The sequence below is a fragment of the Streptococcus loxodontisalivarius genome (genome assembly GCF_016908645.1).
GTDB classification, from domain to species: Bacteria; Bacillota; Bacilli; order Lactobacillales; family Streptococcaceae; genus Streptococcus; species Streptococcus loxodontisalivarius.
The window spans coordinates 1-20629 of record NZ_JAFBEH010000040.1 but is presented as its reverse complement, the minus strand read 5'-3'; the positions used below and the strand labels follow the sequence as shown (position 1 = coordinate 20629).

The window sequence follows — 20629 nt, the reverse complement described above, 5'->3', positions numbered from 1 at the left end:
CCTGCTCCCGCAATAGATTTTGGCTCGGTAGCTCAGTTGGTAGAGCAATGGATTGAAGCTCCATGTGTCGGCGGTTCGATTCCGTCTCGCGCCATTATTTTAGGAAAGATAGCGAAGAGGCTAAACGCGGCGGACTGTAAATCCGCTCCTTCGGGTTCGGGGGTTCGAATCCCTCTCTTTCCATAATAACGGGCATAGTTTAAAGGTAGAACTAAGGTCTCCAAAACCTTCAGTGTGGGTTCAATTCCTACTGCCCGTGTTAAACTAAATATGGCGGGTGTGGTGAAGTGGTTAACACATCAGATTGTGGCTCTGACATTCGGGGGTTCGATTCCCCTCACTCGCCTACTTTGGGGTATAGCCAAGCGGTAAGGCAAGGGACTTTGACTCCCTCATGCGTTGGTTCGAATCCAGCTACCCCAGTTTAGATATTTGCCGGCGTGGCGGAATTGGCAGACGCGCTGGACTCAAAATCCAGTGTCCGCAAGGACGTGCCGGTTCGACCCCGGCCGCCGGTATATCTATAGCTGTTAGTTGATCTAACAGTTTTTCTTTATTTTTATAGTTAACTGGTTAAGGAATGTGTTATGGATTTATCTTTGAAAATTGATCATTTTTTGGCAGAAGTCATTTTGGCTTCTGAACATAGTAATGAGTTTTTAATTGGTCATTGTGAAAGTGGTGTGACTCTGACTAATACTCAGGAGCATATTTTAATGCTTTTAATTGAGAAGCCTTTGACTAATAGTGATTTGGCTAAGTCTCTTAATATAAGTCAGGCTGCGGTAACTAAGGCTGTTAAGTCGCTTGTTAGTAAGGGGTTTTTAAAGTCTATGAAGGATAGCAAGGATGGTCGTGTGACTTATTTCTCTTTGACTGAAGATGCTCTGCCTATTGCTCAAGAGCATTTTAGACATCATGAATTGACTCTGGGTGTCTATGATAGTATTTTGTCCTCTTATGATACTTCTGAGAAGGAAGTTATTGGACGATTTTTGGAACAATTAAGGAAGGAGCTTTTTAAAGGCTAATGAGATATATTACTGTTGATAATTTGTCTTTTCAATATGATGCAGAGCCTGTTCTTGAGGCTATTTCCTATCATGTTGATAGTGGTGAATTTGTTACTTTGACCGGAGAGAATGGGGCTGCTAAGTCTACTCTCATCAAGGCTACTCTTGGAATTTTACAACCTAAGAATGGTTCTGTTCTTATTGCTGATAAAAATGTTGCAGGTAAGAAATTGCGCTTATCTTATTTACCTCAACAAATTGCTAGTTTTAATGCGGGTTTTCCATCAACTGTTTTGGAATTTGTCCGTTCGGGTCGTTATCCTAGAAAAGGCTGGTTCCGTCGTCTTGATAAGCATGACGAGGAGCATGTTAAAACGAGTTTAGAGGCTGTTGGTATGTGGGAGAATCGTCATAAGCGTATTGGTAGTCTTTCTGGTGGTCAAAAGCAAAGAGCGGTTATTGCTCGAATGTTTGCTTCTGATCCTGATGTTTTTGTCTTGGATGAGCCGACGACAGGTATGGATGCTGGAACAACGGAGACTTTCTATGAGTTGATGCACCACAGTGCTCATAAACATGGTAAGGCTGTGCTGATGATTACACATGATCCTGATGAGGTGAAAGACTATGCGGATCGTAATATTCACTTGGTACGTAATCAGAGCCTACCTTGGCGTTGCTTTAATGTACATGATAAGGATGCGGAGGTTGCTGACTAATGCTTTATTCTATCTTTGATATGCTGTCCTATGACTTTATGCAGCGTGCTGTCTTGGCTATTATAGCAATGAGTGTCTTTGCTCCTATTCTAGGGATCTTCTTGATTTTGAGAAGACAAAGTTTGATGAGTGATACTCTGAGTCACATCTCCTTGGCAGGGGTTGCCTTTGGTCTTTTATTGGGAATGTCAACGACTTGGTCAACAATTATTATTGTTGTTATTGCGGCAGTTCTTCTAGAGTATTTGAGGACGGTTTACAAGCACTACATGGAAATTTCGACTGCGATTCTAATGTCGCTGGGGCTTGCGACTTCCTTGATTATAACGAGCAAGTCTTCTAACGCCTCTAGTGTCAGCCTGGATCAGTACCTTTTTGGTTCTATTATTACCATCAATTCGAGTCAAGTAAATGCTCTATTTGTCATTGCGGTGATCGTACTTATATTGACACTTTTGTTTATTAGACCTATGTATATTCTGACTTTTGATGAAGATACGGCTTTGGTTGACGGTTTACCTGTCAAATGGATGTCTCTTGCCTTCAATATTGTAACTGGTGTAGCTATTTCACTGATGATTCCAGCAGCGGGAGCGCTCTTAGTCTCAACTATTATGGTTCTTCCGGCAAGTATTGCTATGAGAATTGGAAATAGTTTTAAAGCGGTTATTGCTTATGCGATTGGTATTGGCTTTATTGGGATGTTGTCAGGAGTTTATTTGTCCTACTATTGGGAGACGCCAGCTAGTGCGACGATTACGATAATTTTTATTAGTATTTTTCTTGTGGTCAGCCTTTATGGTTTAGTGGCTAAGAAATTGAGATAAGAAAAAACACTCGATGGCTGTCGAGTGTTTTAATGTTTCTTCTTAGTAAGTCAAGACTGAGTATTTTTTCTTACCACGACGGATAACTGTTAATTCGTTATCGATTTTGTCGCTGTCTGAAAGTGTGTAGTCAAGGTCTTGAATACGCTCGCCGTTGATGTAGATAGCACCGTTTTGGACATCTTCACGTGCTTGGCGTTTTGATGGTGAGATTTTAGCTGTGACTAGGATCTCAACGATGTTAAGGTTATCATCTGCTTGGACGGCATAGTTTGGAACGTTGCTGAGCCCTTGTTTAAGTTCTTTGGCAGAAAGGTTTTTAATGTTTCCTGCAAAGAGTTGTTCTGTGATGTTGAGGGCTTGTTGGTAAGCTTCTTCACCGTGAACTAGTGTAACAACCTCGCGAGCAAGTACTTTCTGAGCTAGGCGTTCGTGACGTGCTTGGTCAAATTCTTTTTCGATTTCAGCGATTTCTTCTAGTGAAAGGAAAGTGAAGATTTTGAGGAATCGAACAGCATCATCGTCCATCACATTGAGCCAGAATTGGTACATTTCATATGGTGATGTTTTGTCAGCATCCAACCAAACGGCATTGCCTTCTGATTTACCGAATTTTTTACCAGTTGAATCAGTGATAAGTGGTACAGTCATCACGTGACCAGTCTTATCTGCTTTACGGCGGAGCAATTCAGTACCAGCGGTCATATTTCCCCATTGGTCAGAACCACCGATTTGAAGGGTTACATTGTGTTTGTCGTTGAGCTCGTAGAAATCGTAACCTTGCATGATTTGGTAGGCGAATTCTGTGTATGAGATACCTGTTTCAATACGTTTTTTAACAGAATCTTTACTCATCATGTAGTTAACGGTAAAGTATTTACCGACATCACGAAGGAAGTCAATAAAGCTGACAGAACCAAACCAATCGTAGTTGTTGACCATTTCTGCCTTGTTGTCACCATTTTCAAAGTCAAGGAAGCGAGAGAGCTGACCTTGGATTTTAGAAACCCAACCATCAACAGTGTCTTTAGTTTGAAGGCTGCGCTCAGCATCTTTAAATGATGGGTCACCGATAAGACCAGTTGCACCACCTACAAGGGCATAAGGTTTGTGCCCAGCCAACTGAAGGCGGCGAGATGTCAAGATAGCAACCAAGTGGCCCAAGTGAAGGCTATCTGCGGTTGGATCATAACCTGTGTAATAGGATACTTGCCCTTCTGTTAATGCTTTTACTAATGCTTCTTCGTCGGTCGTTTGAAAGACCAAGCCACGTTCTTTAAGTTCTTCGAAAATATTCACGAGCTTTCTCCTTTAATTTTTTCATAGTTTACAGGCTATTATATCAAAAATGGCTCTACGAGTGCAAGCTTTATCAAAGTTTGGTATAATGTTTCTTGAGGTATTTTTATGTTTAAATTTAGAAAGAAAAAGAATAAGAATAAAGATTCTCAGGCTTTGGGTGGTTTAGATTTTCTCAGTATTTTTATGAGAACACTCAAGCTTTTATCCGATTTTATTTATGTCGTTATTATTTTAGTTATGATGTTGGGAGCTGGTCTCGGTTTAGGTTACCTGGCTAGCCAGATTGATAGTGTTAAGGTTCCAAGTAAGGAGACCTTGGTCAAACAGGTAAGTTCAGTGACCTTGGTATCTCAGATGACTTATGCTGATGGTTCCTTGATTTCTGATGTGGATACTGATCTTCTGAGGACACCGGTAGAAAGCTCTGCTATTTCTCAAAATATCAAAAATGCTATCATCTCGACTGAGGATGAGAACTTTGAAAGTCATGATGGGGTTGTGCCTAAGGCTGTCTTTCGTGCTCTGCTAACATCTGTTGGTGGTGTGGGGGAGACTAGTGGTGGTTCGACTCTGACACAGCAGTTGCTGAAGCAGCAAATTTTGGGTGATGATCCAACCTTCAAGCGTAAGGCCAAGGAAATTATCTATGCTTTGGCCTTGGAGCGTTACATGAGTAAGGATGAGATTTTGACAGCCTATCTCAATGTCTCGCCTTTTGGTCGCAATAACAAGGGGCAAAATATTGCTGGTGTTGAAGAAGCTGCGCAAGGTATTTTTGGGGTATCTGCTAAAGATTTGACCATTCCTCAAGCTGCCTTTATCGCGGGGCTTCCGCAGAGTCCAATCGTTTATTCCCCTTATAATTCAGATGGTAGTCTTAAGGACGCTGATGACCTTTCTTATGGGGTTAGTCGTCAAAAAGACGTTCTTTATAATATGTACCGCTCAGGTTACATCAGTAAAGAGGAGTATGAGAACTACAAGGCCTATGATATTACGCAGGATTTCTTGAGTTCTGGTGTGGCTGAGACGACATCGCATGACTATCTCTACTACAGCGTTTTTGATGAGGCTAAAGATCTCATGTATGATTACTTGATTAAACGAGACGGTGTTTCTGATCAGGATCTTAAAAATGATGAAACGAAACAGGCTTATCAAGACTTGGCTGAAGAAGCACTGAAAACAGGTGGTTATACGGTTAAAACAACAATTAATAGTACTGTCTATAATGCCATGCAGACTGCAGCGGCAACCTATGGTTCCTTGTTGGATGATTCAACTGGTGAAGTACAGATGGGGAATGTTCTGATGGACAATTCAACTGGTGCTATCCTAGGTTTTGTCGGTGGTCGAGATTACAATGAAAATCAGAATAACCACGCCTTCAATTCTTACCGTTCACCTGGATCTTCAATTAAGCCGATTCTAGCTTATAGTGTAGCGATTGACCAAGGACTTATGGGGTCAGCTTCAATCTTGTCAAACTACCCAACTACCTTCTCAAGTGGTGAAAAAATCATGCATGATACGAGTGAGGGTACGGCTATGATAACCTTGCAAGAGGCCCTCAATTCATCATGGAATATTCCAGCCTACTGGACTTATCAGAAATTGTTAAGCGAAGGTGTTGATGTTGAATCTTACATGTCTAAGATGGGTTACTTGATTGATAATTATAATATTGAGAGTCTTCCACTGGGTGGTGGTATCGATGTATCTGTTTTCCAACAAACTAATGCTTATCAGACCTTGGCTAACGGTGGTGTCTACAACGAGGGCTACATGGTTGATAGTATTGTTGATAGTGATGGAACAGTTATCTACCAACATGAAGCTAACCCAGTTCGTGTCTATTCAGCAGCGACAGCAAGTATCATGGAAGAATTGCTACGCGGTGTTATCAAGTCAGGTACGACAACCAGCTTTAAATCTGTATTGACTGGTTTGAACTCGACTCTTGGTAATGCAGACTGGGTCGGTAAAACAGGTACGTCAAACAATTATGTGGATTCATGGTTGGTTGTTTCAACACCAAATGTGACCCTTGGCTCATGGGCAGGTCACGATGATAGCTCAGCTATGTCCACAAGTTCAGGAACCAATAACAACAAGTATATCGCTAATCTGGTCAATATGATTTACCAAGCAGCGCCAGAAGTTATTGGGACTTCAGACAAGTTCACTCTTGATTCAAGTGTTATCAAGTCAGATGTGCTTGTGTCAACAGGTCTAAAACCAGCAACCGTTTCTATCAACGGTAGCAACGTTTCTGTTTCGGGTACGACAACGACCAGCTATTGGGCTAAAAATGGTGCTGGAAACACAGTTTACAAGTTTGCTATCGGAGGCTCTGATAGTGACTATCAAGACGCTTGGCAAAAGATTCTAAGTGGTAAGTAAAACTTGCAAAAATACGTAAAATAAGGTATAATATATTCAACTATTTGTCGTCTGTTTTAGTTGAAATATTGTCCAACTAGAACTAACAGCAGTTAAATCAAGCTTTTATCAGTCGGGTTTAGCTGCTCTTTTTGTGCCTATTTTTGGAAAAAATAGCAGTTGTAACACATATTTAAACTTTCTAAAAATACACATAAAGGTCAAATGATTGATACTACTTGCTTGAAAGAGTAAGTCCTAATAAGAAAAGGAGCGAAAACTTGGCAGGACATGAAGTTCAGTACGGAAAACACCGTACACGTCGTAGCTTTTCAAGAATCAAAGAAGTTCTTGATTTACCAAATTTGATTGAAATTCAAACAGACTCATTCCAAGATTTCTTGGATTCAAGTCTTAAGGAAGTCTTTGAAGATGTACTTCCTATCTCAAACTTCACAGATACTATGGAGCTTGAGTTTGTTGGTTATGAGTTGAAAGAACCTAAATACACACTTGAAGAAGCGCGTGCACACGATGCTCACTATTCAGTTCCACTTTTTGTAACCTTCCGTTTGGTTAACAAGGAAACTGGTGAAATCAAAACACAAGAGGTCTTCTTCGGTGATCTTCCTTACATGACTGAAATGGGTACCTTTATCATCAACGGTGCAGAGCGTATTATCGTTTCTCAGTTGGTGCGTTCACCAGGTGTTTATTTCAATGATAAGGTTGATAAAAACGGTAAAGTTGGTTACGGTTCAACTGTAATTCCTAACCGTGGTGCATGGCTTGAGCTTGAAACAGATGCAAAAGACATCGCCTACACTCGTATCGACCGTACACGTAAGATTCCATTCACAACCTTGGTTCGTGCTCTTGGTTTCTCAGGTGACGATGAAATCGTTGATATCTTTGGTGATAGCGATCTTGTTCGTAACACTATCGAAAAAGATATCCACAAAAACCCATCAGATTCACGTACAGACGAAGCGCTTAAAGAAATTTACGAACGTCTTCGTCCAGGTGAACCTAAGACTGCTGACTCATCACGTAGCCTCTTGCTTGCTCGTTTCTTCGATGCACGTCGCTATGACTTGGCAGCCGTAGGTCGTTACAAAGTTAACAAAAAATTGAATGTTAAGACACGTCTTCTTAACCAAACAATTGCTGAAAACTTGATCGATGCTGAAACAGGTGAAATCCTTGTTGAAGCAGGCACTGTTATGACACGTGATGTGATTGATTCAATCGCAGAGCACCTTGACGGTGACCTTAACAAGTTCGTTTACACACCAAATGATTTTGCTGTCATTACTGAACCTGTTATCCTTCAAAAATTCAAGATTGTTGCTCCAACGGATCCAGATCGCGTTGTAACAATCGTTGGTAATGCAAATCCTGATGATAAGGTTCGTGCATTGACAACTGCGGATATCTTGGCTGAGATGAGCTACTTCCTTAACCTTGCTGAAGGTCTTGGAAAAGTAGACGATATCGACCACTTGGGTAACCGTCGTATTCGTGCCGTTGGTGAATTGCTTGCTAACCAATTCCGTATTGGTCTTGCTCGTATGGAACGTAACGTTCGTGAGCGTATGTCAGTACAAGACAATGAAGTCTTGACACCACAACAAATCATCAATATCCGCCCTGTTACAGCTGCAATCAAAGAATTCTTTGGTTCATCACAGTTGTCACAGTTCATGGACCAACACAACCCGCTTTCTGAGTTGTCACACAAACGTCGTTTGTCTGCCTTGGGACCTGGTGGTTTGACACGTGACCGTGCTGGATATGAAGTGCGTGACGTGCACTACACTCACTATGGTCGTATGTGTCCGATTGAAACGCCTGAGGGACCAAACATCGGTTTGATCAACAACTTGTCATCATTCGGTCACTTGAACAAATATGGTTTCATCCAAACACCATATCGTAAAGTTGACCGTGCTACTGGTGTTGTTACCAATGAAATTCAATGGTTGACAGCCGATGAAGAAGATGAATTCACAGTTGCACAGGCTAACTCAAAACTTAATGAAGATGGTACTTTTGCAGAAGAAATCGTTATGGGTCGTCACCAAGGTAACAACCAAGAGTTCCCTGCAAGTATCGTTGACTATGTTGACGTTTCTCCAAAACAGGTAGTTGCGGTAGCGACAGCATGTATTCCTTTCTTGGAAAACGATGACTCTAACCGTGCCCTCATGGGTGCCAACATGCAACGTCAGGCTGTGCCATTGATCGATCCAAAAGCACCTTACGTTGGTACTGGTATGGAATATCAAGCAGCCCACGATTCAGGTGCCGCTGTTATTGCTAAACACGATGGTAAGGTTGTTTACTCAGATGCTGACAAGGTAGAGGTTCGTCGTGAAGATGGTTCACTTGATGTTTACCAAGTAACTAAGTTCCGTCGTTCAAACTCAGGTACAGCTTACAACCAACGTACACTCGTTAAGGTTGGCGATATCATTGAAAAAGGTGACTTCATCGCTGATGGACCATCTATGGAAAATGGGGAAATGGCCCTTGGTCAAAACCCTATCGTTGCCTACATGACATGGGAAGGTTACAACTTCGAGGATGCCGTTATCATGTCTGAACGTCTTGTGAAAGAAGATGTTTATACATCAGTTCACTTGGAAGAATTTGAATCAGAAACACGTGATACAAAGCTTGGGCCTGAAGAAATTACTCGTGAAATTCCAAACGTTGGTGAAGAAGCCCTCAAAGACCTTGACGAAATGGGTATTATCCGTATCGGTGCTGAGGTTAAAGAAGGCGACATCCTTGTTGGTAAAGTAACACCTAAGGGTGAAAAAGACCTTTCAGCTGAAGAACGTCTCTTGCACGCTATCTTCGGTGATAAATCACGTGAAGTTCGTGATACATCACTTCGTGTTCCTCACGGTGGAGATGGTATCGTTCGCGATGTTAAGATCTTTACACGTGCTAACGGTGATGAATTGCAATCAGGTGTTAACATGCTTGTTCGCGTCTACATCGCTCAAAAACGTAAGATCAAGGTCGGAGATAAGATGGCCGGTCGTCACGGAAACAAAGGGGTTGTTTCTCGTATCGTTCCTGTTGAAGACATGCCTTACCTTCCAGACGGAACTCCAGTTGATATCATGTTGAACCCTCTTGGGGTGCCATCACGTATGAACATCGGTCAGGTTATGGAACTTCACTTGGGTATGGCTGCTCGTAACTTGGGTATCCACATTGCGACACCAGTCTTCGATGGAGCTTCTTCAGAAGATCTTTGGGATACTGTTCGTGAAGCTGGTATGGATTCAGATGCCAAGACTGTCCTTTACGATGGACGTACAGGTGAGCTATTCGATAACCGTGTGTCAGTTGGTGTCATGTACATGATCAAACTTCACCACATGGTTGATGATAAACTTCACGCTCGTTCAGTTGGACCTTACTCACTTGTTACACAACAACCACTCGGAGGTAAAGCTCAGTTTGGTGGACAACGTTTCGGTGAGATGGAGGTTTGGGCCCTTGAAGCTTATGGTGCATCAAACGTTCTTCAAGAAATCTTGACTTACAAGTCAGATGATGTGACTGGACGTCTTAAAGCCTATGAAGCAATCACTAAAGGTAAACCAATTCCAAAACCTGGCGTGCCAGAATCATTCCGAGTTCTTGTTAAAGAATTGCAATCACTTGGTCTTGATATGCGTGTCCTTGACGAAGATGACAATGAAGTAGAACTTCGTGATCTTGATGAAGGTGAAGATGATGACGTCATGCACGTTGATGATCTTGAAAAGGCACGTGAAAAACAAGCTAAGGAAGCTGCAGAACTTGCAAGCACTAACGTAACAGAAGAAAAATAAGCGTGAGATAGACAATCTATCGATATCATGTATCTCACTCAACATAATTTAGTCAGGTCAGAAAAAAAGTGCCTTCGATTGGCACTTGAGAGCCTAGCTAAAGCATAAAACTCTTGAGAGTAGCCTCTGCTATTGTCAAAAGAAAACAGAAAGGTAAAACTAGTGGTTGACGTAAATCGTTTTAAAAGTATGCAAATCACATTAGCCTCACCTAGTAAAGTCCGCTCATGGTCTTACGGTGAAGTTAAAAAACCTGAAACAATCAACTACCGTACGTTGAAACCAGAACGTGAAGGACTCTTTGACGAAGTTATCTTTGGTCCTACAAAAGACTGGGAATGTGCGTGTGGTAAATATAAACGTATCCGTTATAAAGGTATCGTTTGTGACCGCTGTGGTGTTGAAGTAACTCGTGCTAAAGTACGTCGTGAGCGTATGGGACACATCGAGTTGAAAGCTCCAGTATCACACATCTGGTACTTCAAAGGGATTCCATCACGTATGGGTCTTACACTTGATATGAGTCCTCGTGCTCTTGAGGAAGTTATCTACTTCGCAGCCTATGTGGTTATCGATCCTATGGATACACCACTTGAGCCTAAGTCACTCTTGACTGAACGTGAATACCGTGAAAAACTTCAAGAGTACGGACACGGTTCATTTGTGGCTAAAATGGGTGCGGAAGCTATCCAAGATCTTCTTAAACGTGTTGATTTGGAAGCAGAAATCGCAGAATTGAAAGAAGAATTGCGTACAGCATCAGGTCAAAAACGTGTTAAAGCTGTTCGTCGTTTGGATGTTCTTGATGCCTTCTATAAATCTGGTAATAAGCCAGAATGGATGGTTCTTAACATCTTGCCAGTTCTTCCACCAGACCTTCGTCCTATGGTTCAATTGGACGGTGGCCGTTTTGCTGCCTCAGACTTGAACGACCTCTACCGTCGTGTTATCAACCGTAACAACCGTTTGGCACGCCTTTTGGAACTTAATGCTCCAGGAATCATCGTGCAAAATGAAAAACGTATGTTGCAAGAAGCCGTTGATGCCCTTATCGATAATGGTCGTCGTGGTCGTCCAATTACTGGACCAGGTAGCCGTCCACTTAAATCTTTGAGCCACATGCTTAAAGGTAAACAAGGTCGTTTCCGTCAAAACTTGCTTGGTAAACGTGTTGACTTCTCAGGTCGTTCCGTTATCGCCGTTGGTCCAACACTTAAAATGTACCAATGTGGTGTGCCACGTGAAATGGCTATCGAGCTCTTCAAACCATTTGTGATGCGTGAAATCGTTGCACGTGACATCGTGCAGAACGTTAAGGCTGCAAAACGTCTTATCGAACGTGGCGATGACCGTATCTGGGATATCCTTGAAGAAGTCATCAAAGAACACCCAGTTCTTCTTAACCGCGCACCTACCCTTCACCGTTTGGGTATCCAAGCCTTCGAACCAGTTCTTATCGATGGTAAAGCGCTCCGCCTTCACCCACTTGTATGTGAGGCCTACAATGCCGACTTCGATGGTGACCAAATGGCCATCCACGTTCCATTGTCAGAAGAAGCACAAGCAGAAGCACGTCTTCTTATGCTTGCCGCAGAGCACATCCTTAACCCTAAAGATGGTAAACCAGTCGTAACCCCATCTCAGGATATGGTTCTTGGTAACTACTACCTTACAATGGAAGATGCTGGTCGTGAGGGTGAAGGTATGGTCTTTAAAGACCGTGACGAAGCTGTTATGGCTTACCGTAATGGTTATGTTCACTTGCACTCACGTGTTGGTATCGCTGTTGACAGCATGCCAAATAAACCTTGGAAAGATAACCAACGTCACAAAGTGATGATCACGACTGTTGGTAAAATCCTCTTCAATGATGTTATCCCAGCTGATCTTCCATACCTTCAAGAGCCAACAAATGCTAACTTGACAGAAGGTACACCAGATAAATACTTCTTGGAACCAGGTACTGATATCAAACCAGTGATCGAATCACTTGAAATCAACGTTCCATTCAAGAAGAAAAATCTTGGAAACATCATCGCTGAGACTTTCAAACGTCTTCGTACAACAGAAACATCTGCTTTCCTTGACCGTTTGAAAGACCTTGGTTACTACCACTCAACACTTGCAGGTTTGACTGTGGGGGTTGCCGATATCCCAGTTATTGACAACAAGGCTGAGATCATTGATGCAGCTCACCACCGTGTTGAAGAAATCAACAAGGCCTTCCGTCGCGGTTTGATGACAGATGATGACCGTTATATCGCTGTTACAACAACATGGCGTGAAGCTAAAGAAGCCCTTGAAAAACGTCTGATTGAAACACAAGATCCTAAGAACCCAATCGTTATGATGATGGACTCAGGAGCTCGTGGTAACATCTCTAACTTCTCTCAACTTGCCGGTATGCGTGGTTTGATGGCCGCTCCTAACGGACGTATCATGGAATTGCCTATCTTGTCAAACTTCCGTGAAGGTCTTAGCGTTTTGGAAATGTTCTTCTCAACCCACGGTGCGCGTAAAGGTATGACCGATACGGCCCTTAAGACAGCCGACTCAGGTTACCTTACTCGTCGTTTGGTTGACGTTGCCCAAGATGTTATCATCCGTGAAGATGACTGTGGAACAGACCGTGGTCTTCTTATCTCAGCTATCACAGATGGTAAAGAGGTTACAGAAACACTTGAAGAACGTCTTCAAGGTCGTTACACTAAGAAATCAGTTAAACACCCAGAAACTGGTGAAACAATCATCGGTCCTAACAAGTTGATCACTGAAGATAAGGCTGCTGAAATCGTTAAAGCTGGTGTTGAAGAAGTAACTATCCGTTCAGTCTTCACATGTAACACTCGTCACGGTGTCTGCCGTCACTGTTATGGTATTAACTTGGCAACAGGTGATGCTGTTGAAGTTGGTGAAGCAGTTGGTACAATCGCTGCCCAATCTATCGGGGAACCTGGTACACAGCTTACAATGCGTACCTTCCACACGGGTGGGGTTGCCTCAAATACCGATATCACTCAGGGTCTTCCTCGTATCCAAGAGATCTTTGAAGCACGTAACCCTAAAGGGGAAGCTGTTATCACTGAGGTCAAAGGTACTGTTATCGAGATTGAAGAAGACGCTTCAACACGTACTAAGAAAGTCTTCGTTCAAGGTAAGACTGGTATGGGTGAATACGTGGTACCATTTACAGCACGTATGAAAGTTGAAGTTGGTGACGAAGTTCACCGTGGTGCTGCCCTTACTGAAGGGTCAATCCAACCTAAACGTCTCCTTGAAGTTCGTGATACCCTTTCAGTTGAAACTTACCTTCTTTCAGAAGTTCAAAAAGTTTACCGTAGCCAAGGGGTAGAAATCGGGGACAAACACGTTGAGGTTATGGTTCGCCAAATGCTTCGCAAAGTTCGTGTCATGGATCCAGGTGATACAGATCTTCTTCCAGGTACACTTATGGATATCTCTGATTTCACAGACGCTAACAAAGAAATCGTTATCTCTGGTGGCGTTCCTGCGACATCACGTCCAGTCCTTATGGGGATTACAAAAGCTTCCCTTGAAACAAATTCATTCTTGTCAGCTGCATCATTCCAAGAAACAACTCGTGTTCTTACAGATGCTGCTATCCGTGGTAAGAAAGACCACCTTCTTGGTCTTAAAGAAAATGTTATCATCGGTAAGATCATCCCAGCTGGTACTGGAATGGCTCGCTACCGCAACATTGAACCACAAGCTGTCAATGAAGTGGAAGTTATCGAAGAAGCAACTGCTGAAGTGGCTGAAGAAGTCATCTCAACTGAAGCAGAATAATAAGCTAAAAGAGTTGGAGCAATCCAGCTCTTTTTTGCTAGAGTAAATAATAATGATTATTAAGTAAGAAAATTATTTGATGTTTCGAGCAAATGTTTTCAAAATTCCTGTAAAATCTTATATAATGAAGGTCTAGATAGGGAGTTAGGATGCGTATGTACCAAGTAGTAACAATGTATGGGGATTTCGAACCTTGGTGGTTCTTGGAAGGCTGGAAGGACGATATTACCTCAGTTAAGGAATTTGAAAATTATTATGATGCCTTAAAATATTATAAGAAGCTATGGGAGAAACTACATGCGGATTATCCTAGCTTCGACAGTAAGAGTTCAATCATGAGTGCTTTTTGGACGGAAGATGAGCAGCGCTGGTGTGAAGAATGTGATGAGGATTTACAGCAGTACCATTCTATTGTACTCTTGACGGATTGGCAGGAGATTCCAAGTGAATGGAGACGTCCTGGCTATAATCGTCGTAATGATGAAGGCAAACACTCAGCTTGTTCGCTGGCAAAATAAGATAAACTGAAATCCTGAAACAATTTTGTTTCGGGATTTTTTGTATGCTCTGCTATTTTTCAAAAAATATGGCTATGAAGGTCATGGAAAACGAATAGTTTAGGTGAGGAGGTCCTATGGTTCAAGACTTGGCAAAGCAAATTATTGGTAAAGCTGTTGAGGTAAATGCTCAGGATATCTATCTGATTCCCAAGGAGGGAAGTTATGAGCTTTACATGCGTGTTGGGGATGAAAGGAGATTTGGGGATGTTTTTGAGTTTGATCGCCTGGCTAGTCTTATTAGTCACTTTAAGTTCGTTGCAGGAATGAATGTGGGTGAAAAGCGGCGTAGCCAGTTAGGCTCCTGTGATTATAGCTATGCTGATGGAGAAGAGGTTTCTTTGAGGTTGTCGACGGTGGGTGACTATCGTGGCTATGAGAGCCTAGTTATCCGTCTGCTCTATTCTGGAAAGCATGAGCTAAAGTTCTGGTTTGAGGAAGAATTTAAGAAGCTTTTATCGGCGGTCAATGAGAGAGGTCTCTATCTCTTTTCAGGGCCTGTTGGTAGCGGTAAGACCACCCTTATGTACGAGTTGGTTAAGCAGCGCTATGCAGATAAGCAGATTATCACCATTGAGGACCCTGTTGAGATTAAGCAGGATCACATGTTGCAGCTGCAGCTCAATGAAAGTATTGATATGACCTATGATAGCTTGATCAAGTTGTCTCTGCGTCATCGCCCAGATGTGCTCATTATCGGTGAGATTCGTGATGCTAAGACTGCCCATGCGGTCATCAGGGCTAGCCTGACTGGTGCAACTGTTTTTTCAACGATTCATGCCAAGAGTATCCCCGGGGTCTACGCTCGGCTATTGGAACTAGGTATCAGCGAGAAGGAGTTGGAAAATAGCTTGTGCGGGGTTGCCTATCAGCGTCTGGTTGGGGGAGGAGGTGTGATCGACTTTGTCCAAAATCAATTCCAAGACCATTCCGCCAAAGAATGGAATCGCAAGATTAATTGCCTTTTTGCAGAAGGACATCTCACTTGGGAACAAGCACAGAGCGAAAAAATTAGCGATTAAGCGGCAGAAGAAAGTCATCCAGCTCTTCAATAATCTGATGACTTCAGGTTTTAATCTGACTGAGATATTGACCTTTCTAGAACGAAGCCAGCTGCTGGAAGACAGCTATACGCAACGGATGAGACAGGTCCTCTTAAATGGACAAGGTCTGCCTGAGATGATGTCTCAGCTTGGTTTTTCGGATTCTGTTGTGACCCAGCTATCCCTAGCAGATGTGCATGGCAATACGCACCAGAGTCTCCAAAAGATAGAAAGTTACCTAGCCCACCTCACTCTCGTTAGGAAGAAGGTCATAGAAGTGACAACCTATCCTTTCTGTCTATTGACCTTTCTGGTCTTAATCATGCTGGGCTTGAAAAATTATCTCCTTCCTCAGCTTGATGGGAAGGGGAATGCGGCTAGTCTGATTATCAATCATTTTCCTATGATTTTTCTTGCTGGAACTGCTCTGCTATTGATTTCAATCCTTCTTCTAACTCTTATAGCTAGGCACCTATCGCCTATCCTACTTTACAGCCGTTTGGCTAAATTACCCTTTCTTGGTCATCTCGTGCGCCTCTATTTGACGGCTTACTATGCGCGTGAATGGGGAAATTTAATGGGACAGGGTGTTGAACTTGTTGCTATCGTGCGGTTGATGCAGGAACAAAAGTCCAAGCTTTTTCAGGCAATCGGTAGGGATATGGAAGAAGGCCTCCTAGCAGGCAGGACCTTTCATGAGAAGGTTTTGGATTATCCCTTTTTCTTAAGGGAACTTAGTTTGATGATAGAGTATGGGGAGGTGAAGTCAAAACTAGGTAGTGAGTTAGAAATTTATGCAGAAGAGACTTGGGAAAAGTTCTTCACTCGGATGACACAGGCAACACAGTTGATTCAGCCACTGGTATTTTTATTGGTTGCTGTAATGATTGTACTCATTTATGCGGCAATGCTCTTGCCCATGTACCAAAGTATGGAGGTTTTATCATGACAAAATGGTTATTGAAATTGAAAAAAGCTACAGTGAAAGGTTTCACTCTTGCAGAGATGTTAGTGGTCTTGCTGATCATTAGTGTGCTGATGCTTCTGTTTATTCCAAATCTCAGTAAGCAAAAAGAGGCGATTCAAGATAAGGGAAATGCTGCCGTTGTCAAGGTAGTGGAGAGCCAGGCAGAGGTTTATGAGTTAAATCATGATGATGAGGCAACCCTGTCTAAACTGGTATCAGCTGATCAAATTACTGCTAAACAACAGAAAGCTTATCAGGATTATTATGCGAAGAATAAGAGCGGTGAGACTGCACAAGTTGCCAACTAGGGCCTTTACTTTGCTAGAGAGTCTCCTAACGCTATCTACTGTGTCCTTTTTGCTACTCATATTGACTGGTTCGGTTAGGACCAGTTTTCGTCAAGTAGAGGAGAATTTATTTCTACTACATTTTGAACATCTCTACCGAGAAAATCAGCAGCTGAGTATTGCTGGACAGAGAGAAGTTAGTCTCAGTCTAACTGAGGATGCTATTAAGAGTGACTTACAGACAATCGAGCTACCAAAGGGTGTTACTATTGCTAAGCCAATTAAGTTGGTTTTTTCGAAAGAAGGAGGCAATTCTTCTCTAGCTAAGGTAGATTTTCAGTTATCGGACAGAAAGGTCCATTATCAATTGAATCTAGGGAGTGGTAAGTATCGTAAGACGGAAGATTAGAGCCTATATCCTATTAGAAAGTTTGACAGCTCTGGCGCTGCTGACCTTTATTGTGAGTCTAGTTTTATCGGCTATTGATAAGACTAAGCAGGACCTAGCCAGCTATAATCAGGATAGGGAGGTCTTACTAGTCGCAAGAATGGCACTGCAGACGGGTCAGGATAAGCTGACTCTTAACGGTTATGAGGTGACAGTTGTCAAACAGTCTGATAGCTGGGCTATTTTCAATAAAGGTAAGGAAGTATTACATGTTTCAAAGAAGTAAGCAAGTGGCTGCTTTTACGCTTATGGAGTGTCTGGTCTCCTTGCTCTTGATAGCTGGTGCTGTTCAAGTCTATCAAGCTATGACGCAGCTTTTGGTAGTAGATATGAGACATGTCAAACAACAGGAGGCTGAAGATTGGATTCTCTTTGGGCAACAGTTGAGCTTGGAATTGTCAGAGACTGAGTTTGACCGTCTGGTTGACAATAGACTCTATGTGCGTAAGGGCAATCAGGAGTTGGCTTTTGGTCAGAGCAAGGCAGATGATTTCCGCAAAACGAATGCAGATGGCAGGGGCTACCAGCCTATGCTGTTTGGGCTGTCTAAGACCAGTATCACAGGTGATGCCAAGCGTATTCAGATTAGGCTGACCTTTAAAAATGGTCTAGAAAGGACCTTTATTTATGCTTTTGAGAATCCGACTTAGGGCAGGTGTCCTTTTTTACAGCATTTTGATGGCTGCAGTTTTCACTCTCCTTTTGCAGTTTTACATTGCCCGAGTGACCAGCCAAAGTAAGCTGGCTCAGGAGCAGTTACTTAGTCAAAAAGCTTATGTTTCAGCACTTATGGTTGGTCAAATGGCAGAGCAGACAGAAGGCGACTTGATCTTGGAAGACGGCAGTGTCCACTATCAAAAAGAGGGAGCGCAGCTGGCGCTAACTGTAAAGCTCAAGGATAGGACCTATCAATTTCACCTGCCACAAACAAGCAAGGAAGCTCAGCCATTGCCCCAAGAAAAACCAACAGAAGCTAATCAAAAGATCAAGCAGGATGACAAGGCTTCCTAGACGCTTCCTTTCTGCCTCCAAACTTTCAAAAGCAGTCATTTTTTGATATGATAGGGTGCGGAGGAAATCATGAATTTTGAACATATCGAAACAGCCTATGAGCTGATTTTAGAGAATATCCAATTGATTGAGAATGAGATCAAGACCAATATCTATGACGCTCTTATCGAACAAAATAGCTTCTATCTGGGTGCCCAAGGAGCACCAGAAACGATCCAAGCCAATAATGCTAAATTGGCAGAGCTTCATCTGACCAAGGAAGAGTGGCGTAGAACCTTCCAATTTATCTTTATCAAGGCGGCACAGACAGAAGGTCTCCAAGCCAATCACCAGTTCACACCTGATGCTATCGGTTTTATCCTACTCTTTTTGATGGAGAATTTGACAGACAGTGACCAGCTTGATGTCCTTGAAATCGGTAGTGGGACAGGAAATCTAGCTGAGACTTTACTTAACAATAGCTCTAAAGAGCTAGATTATATGGGAATCGAAGTGGATGACCTTTTGATTGACCTGTCAGCTTCTATCGCTGAAATCATGGAATCACCTATTCACTTTGTTCAGGAGGATGCGGTTCGACCACAGATTCTCAAAGAGAGTGATGTTATCATTAGTGACCTGCCTGTCGGTTACTATCCAAACGATGAGATTGCCAAACGTTATCGAGTGGCTGCTACTGATGAGCATACCTATGCCCACCATCTCTTGATGGAGCAGTCTCTCAAGTATTTGAAGAAAGATGGCTTTGCTATCTTGCTAGCTCCGACCAATCTTTTGACCAGTCCACAGAGTCCACTTTTGAAAAACTGGTTGCAGGGCTATGCTGATATCCTAGCAGTTATCACTCTTCCAGAAAGTCTTTTTGGCAATAAAGCTAATGCTAAGTCTATCTTTGTCTTGAAAAAACAAGCAGAGCAGAGTTCAGAAACCTTTGTCTACCCTCTGTCAGACCTACAAAATCGCGATGTTCTTCTAGAGTTTATGGAAAATTTCAAAAATTGGAAGAATAATGCTACAAATTGTAACTAATTTTGTTATAATAGTGTATGTTACAGAAAACGTTTGCAGAGAGGTGTACTTATGTCAAAAACAATTGCAATCAACGCTGGTAGTTCCAGCCTAAAATGGCAACTTTACAAAATGCCAGAAGAAGAAGTTCTTGCTGCAGGATTGATCGAACGTATTGGTTTGAAAGATTCTGTCTCAACGGTTAAGTTTGATGGCCGTAAAGAAGAGCAAGTTCTCGATATTGAAGACCACGTTCAAGCAGTTAAGATTCTTCTTGATGACTTGATTCGTTTTGAAATCATTGCTGCCTACGATGAGATCACAGGTGTTGGTCACCGTGTCGTTGCTGGTGGGGAAATCTTCAAAGAATCAGTTCTTATCGAAGGTGATGTCTTGGCACAGATTGAAGAATTGTCTGCTCTTGCACCACTTCACAACCCAGCCAATGCAGCTGGTATCCGTGCTTTCAAAGAATTGCTTCCAGACATCACAAGTGTTGCTGTTTTTGATACAGCCTTCCACACAACTATGAACGACTATACTTACTTGTATCCAATTCCACGTAAGTACTACACAGAGCACCAAGTTCGTAAATACGGTGCTCACGGAACAAGCCACCAATACGTTGCTGGTGAAGCAGCTAAATTGTTGGGCAAACCACTTGATCAAATCAAAGTGATCACAGCTCACATCGGTAACGGTGTTTCAATCACAGCTAATTACCACGGTGAATCAAAAGATACCTCAATGGGCTTCACACCACTTGCTGGTCCTATGATGGGAACACGTTCTGGTGATATTGACCCAGCTATCATTCCTTACCTTATCGAACACGATCCAGAATTGAATGATGCTGCGGCTGTTATCAACGTTCTTAACAAACAATCAGGTCTTGCTGGTGTATCAGCTATTTCAAGTGATATGCGTGACATCCTTGCTGGTGTTGAGAATGGCGATGAAAATGCTATCGTTGCTTACAAGATGTTTATCGACCGCGTTCAAAAATATATCGGTCAATACTTCGCAGTTCTTAACGGTGCAGATGCCCTTGTCTTCACAGCTGGTATCGGTGAAAATGCTGTCGCTCTTCGCCGTGATGTTGTTGCAGGCTTGTCATGGTTCGGTATGGAAATCGATCCAGAGAAAAATGTCTTTGGTTACACAGGAGACATCACAACAGCTGACTCTAAAGTTAAAGTCTTGGTAATCCCAACAGACGAAGAGTTGGTTATCGCGCGTGACGTTGAACGCCTTAAATAAGCAAAATACTATTTTTAAGAGGCTGGGAAAAAACTCCTAGTCCTCTTTCTTTCTACCATTTGTCAAGTATATCAATGCTTTAAGCCCAAAAATAATATCAAGACAGTAGCCGTTACGTGGTTATTGTCTTATTTTTATTACTGG

Annotated in this window: 17 protein-coding genes and 6 tRNA genes; 22 read left to right on the top strand and 1 reads right to left on the bottom strand. The window is 42.5% G+C overall.

Going from position 1 to position 20629, the window contains the following annotated elements; translation table 11 throughout:
• Nucleotides 1–21 precede the first annotated feature (21 nt).
• The 9 genes from JOC28_RS08395 to JOC28_RS08355 all read left to right on the top strand — a co-directional run bounded on the left by JOC28_RS08395 (nucleotide 22) and on the right by JOC28_RS08355 (nucleotide 2559).
• Nucleotides 22–94: transfer RNA gene (locus JOC28_RS08395), tRNA-Phe, on the top strand.
• 8 nt (nucleotides 95–102) lie between these two features.
• Nucleotides 103–183, top strand: a tRNA-Tyr gene (locus JOC28_RS08390).
• Between the two features lie 5 nt (nucleotides 184–188).
• Nucleotides 189–259: transfer RNA gene (locus JOC28_RS08385), tRNA-Trp, on the top strand.
• Nucleotides 260–273: 14 nt separating this feature from the next.
• A tRNA-His gene (locus tag JOC28_RS08380) sits at nucleotides 274–346 on the top strand.
• A gap of 5 nt (nucleotides 347–351) precedes the next feature.
• Nucleotides 352–423: transfer RNA gene (locus JOC28_RS08375), tRNA-Gln, on the top strand.
• An 11-nt stretch (nucleotides 424–434) separates the two neighbouring features.
• A tRNA-Leu gene (locus JOC28_RS08370) sits at nucleotides 435–518 on the top strand.
• A 69-nt stretch (nucleotides 519–587) separates the two neighbouring features.
• Nucleotides 588–1031: a zinc-dependent MarR family transcriptional regulator gene (locus JOC28_RS08365; protein ID WP_205010244.1), complete on the top strand. Its 444-nt coding sequence runs from the start codon at nucleotides 588–590 to the stop codon at nucleotides 1029–1031.
• Nucleotides 1031–1732, top strand: a complete 702-nt coding sequence (locus tag JOC28_RS08360) for a metal ABC transporter ATP-binding protein (RefSeq protein ID WP_205010243.1) — start codon at nucleotides 1031–1033, stop codon at nucleotides 1730–1732. The genes JOC28_RS08365 and JOC28_RS08360 overlap by 1 nt, the downstream gene beginning before the upstream one ends.
• Nucleotides 1732–2559, top strand: coding sequence for a metal ABC transporter permease (locus tag JOC28_RS08355; protein WP_205010242.1), 828 nt, complete (start codon nucleotides 1732–1734; stop codon nucleotides 2557–2559). The genes JOC28_RS08360 and JOC28_RS08355 overlap by 1 nt, the downstream gene beginning before the upstream one ends.
• A 42-nt stretch (nucleotides 2560–2601) precedes the next feature.
• Here JOC28_RS08355 and tyrS read toward each other — a convergent pair whose 3' ends face one another.
• Nucleotides 2602–3858, bottom strand: coding sequence for a tyrosine--tRNA ligase (gene tyrS, locus JOC28_RS08350; RefSeq protein WP_205010241.1), 1257 nt, complete (start codon nucleotides 3856–3858; stop codon nucleotides 2602–2604).
• 108 nt (nucleotides 3859–3966) lie between these two features.
• Between tyrS and pbp1b the strand changes: the two genes are divergently transcribed.
• The 13 genes from pbp1b to JOC28_RS08290 all read left to right on the top strand — a co-directional run bounded on the left by pbp1b (nucleotide 3967) and on the right by JOC28_RS08290 (nucleotide 20485).
• Nucleotides 3967–6264 (top strand): penicillin-binding protein PBP1B, encoded by a 2298-nt coding sequence (gene pbp1b, locus JOC28_RS08345; RefSeq protein WP_205010240.1) that lies wholly within the window; start codon nucleotides 3967–3969, stop codon nucleotides 6262–6264.
• 260 nt (nucleotides 6265–6524) lie between these two features.
• On the top strand, nucleotides 6525–10097 hold the full coding sequence (gene rpoB, locus JOC28_RS08340) for a DNA-directed RNA polymerase subunit beta (RefSeq protein ID WP_205010239.1): 3573 nt from the start codon (nucleotides 6525–6527) through the stop codon (nucleotides 10095–10097).
• A 162-nt stretch (nucleotides 10098–10259) separates the two neighbouring features.
• Complete coding sequence (gene rpoC, locus JOC28_RS08335; protein ID WP_205010238.1) at nucleotides 10260–13904, top strand: DNA-directed RNA polymerase subunit beta'; 3645 nt, start codon at nucleotides 10260–10262, stop codon at nucleotides 13902–13904.
• 155 nt (nucleotides 13905–14059) lie between these two features.
• Complete coding sequence (locus JOC28_RS08330) at nucleotides 14060–14422, top strand: DUF1033 family protein (RefSeq protein WP_205010246.1); 363 nt, start codon at nucleotides 14060–14062, stop codon at nucleotides 14420–14422.
• A gap of 116 nt (nucleotides 14423–14538) precedes the next feature.
• On the top strand, nucleotides 14539–15483 hold the full coding sequence (gene comGA, locus JOC28_RS08325) for a competence type IV pilus ATPase ComGA (protein ID WP_205010237.1): 945 nt from the start codon (nucleotides 14539–14541) through the stop codon (nucleotides 15481–15483).
• Complete coding sequence (gene comGB, locus JOC28_RS08320; RefSeq protein WP_239548933.1) at nucleotides 15365–16453, top strand: competence type IV pilus assembly protein ComGB; 1089 nt, start codon at nucleotides 15365–15367, stop codon at nucleotides 16451–16453. The genes comGA and comGB overlap by 119 nt, the downstream gene beginning before the upstream one ends.
• Nucleotides 16450–16779, top strand: a complete 330-nt coding sequence (gene comGC / locus JOC28_RS08315; RefSeq protein WP_205010236.1) for a competence type IV pilus major pilin ComGC — start codon at nucleotides 16450–16452, stop codon at nucleotides 16777–16779. Before comGB ends, comGC begins: the two co-directional genes overlap by 4 nt.
• The gene (gene comGD / locus JOC28_RS10750; RefSeq protein WP_239548932.1) at nucleotides 16736–17167 is read left to right on the top strand and encodes a competence type IV pilus minor pilin ComGD; all 432 of its coding nucleotides are present in this window, start codon (nucleotides 16736–16738) and stop codon (nucleotides 17165–17167) included. The genes comGC and comGD overlap by 44 nt, the downstream gene beginning before the upstream one ends.
• Nucleotides 17139–17432, top strand: coding sequence for a competence type IV pilus minor pilin ComGE (gene comGE / locus JOC28_RS08310; RefSeq protein WP_205010235.1), 294 nt, complete (start codon nucleotides 17139–17141; stop codon nucleotides 17430–17432). The genes comGD and comGE overlap by 29 nt, the downstream gene beginning before the upstream one ends.
• Nucleotides 17416–17856 (top strand): competence type IV pilus minor pilin ComGF, encoded by a 441-nt coding sequence (gene comGF / locus JOC28_RS08305; RefSeq protein ID WP_205010234.1) that lies wholly within the window; start codon nucleotides 17416–17418, stop codon nucleotides 17854–17856. Before comGE ends, comGF begins: the two co-directional genes overlap by 17 nt.
• Nucleotides 17834–18217, top strand: a complete 384-nt coding sequence (gene comGG / locus JOC28_RS08300; RefSeq protein WP_205010233.1) for a competence type IV pilus minor pilin ComGG — start codon at nucleotides 17834–17836, stop codon at nucleotides 18215–18217. Before comGF ends, comGG begins: the two co-directional genes overlap by 23 nt.
• A 69-nt stretch (nucleotides 18218–18286) precedes the next feature.
• The gene (locus tag JOC28_RS08295) at nucleotides 18287–19246 is read left to right on the top strand and encodes a class I SAM-dependent methyltransferase (RefSeq protein ID WP_205010232.1); all 960 of its coding nucleotides are present in this window, start codon (nucleotides 18287–18289) and stop codon (nucleotides 19244–19246) included.
• A 51-nt stretch (nucleotides 19247–19297) separates the two neighbouring features.
• A complete protein-coding gene (locus JOC28_RS08290; protein ID WP_205010231.1) occupies nucleotides 19298–20485 on the top strand; it encodes an acetate kinase in 1188 nt (395 codons plus the stop codon).
• Nucleotides 20486–20629: the final 144 nt, after the last annotated feature.

Coding starts and splice junctions, on each gene's coding strand:
- JOC28_RS08365 (WP_205010244.1), top strand. CDS start 588: ATGGATTTATCTTTGAAAATTGATCATTTTTTGGCAGAAGTCATTTTG.
- JOC28_RS08360 (WP_205010243.1), top strand. CDS start 1,031: ATGAGATATATTACTGTTGATAATTTGTCTTTTCAATATGATGCAGAG.
- JOC28_RS08355 (WP_205010242.1), top strand. CDS start 1,732: ATGCTTTATTCTATCTTTGATATGCTGTCCTATGACTTTATGCAGCGT.
- pbp1b (WP_205010240.1), top strand. CDS start 3,967: ATGTTTAAATTTAGAAAGAAAAAGAATAAGAATAAAGATTCTCAGGCT.
- JOC28_RS08330 (WP_205010246.1), top strand. CDS start 14,060: ATGTACCAAGTAGTAACAATGTATGGGGATTTCGAACCTTGGTGGTTC.
- comGA (WP_205010237.1), top strand. CDS start 14,539: ATGGTTCAAGACTTGGCAAAGCAAATTATTGGTAAAGCTGTTGAGGTA.
- comGC (WP_205010236.1), top strand. CDS start 16,450: ATGACAAAATGGTTATTGAAATTGAAAAAAGCTACAGTGAAAGGTTTC.
- comGD (WP_239548932.1), top strand. CDS start 16,736: ATGCGAAGAATAAGAGCGGTGAGACTGCACAAGTTGCCAACTAGGGCC.
- comGF (WP_205010234.1), top strand. CDS start 17,416: ATGTTTCAAAGAAGTAAGCAAGTGGCTGCTTTTACGCTTATGGAGTGT.
- comGG (WP_205010233.1), top strand. CDS start 17,834: ATGCTTTTGAGAATCCGACTTAGGGCAGGTGTCCTTTTTTACAGCATT.
- JOC28_RS08295 (WP_205010232.1), top strand. CDS start 18,287: ATGAATTTTGAACATATCGAAACAGCCTATGAGCTGATTTTAGAGAAT.
- JOC28_RS08290 (WP_205010231.1), top strand. CDS start 19,298: ATGTCAAAAACAATTGCAATCAACGCTGGTAGTTCCAGCCTAAAATGG.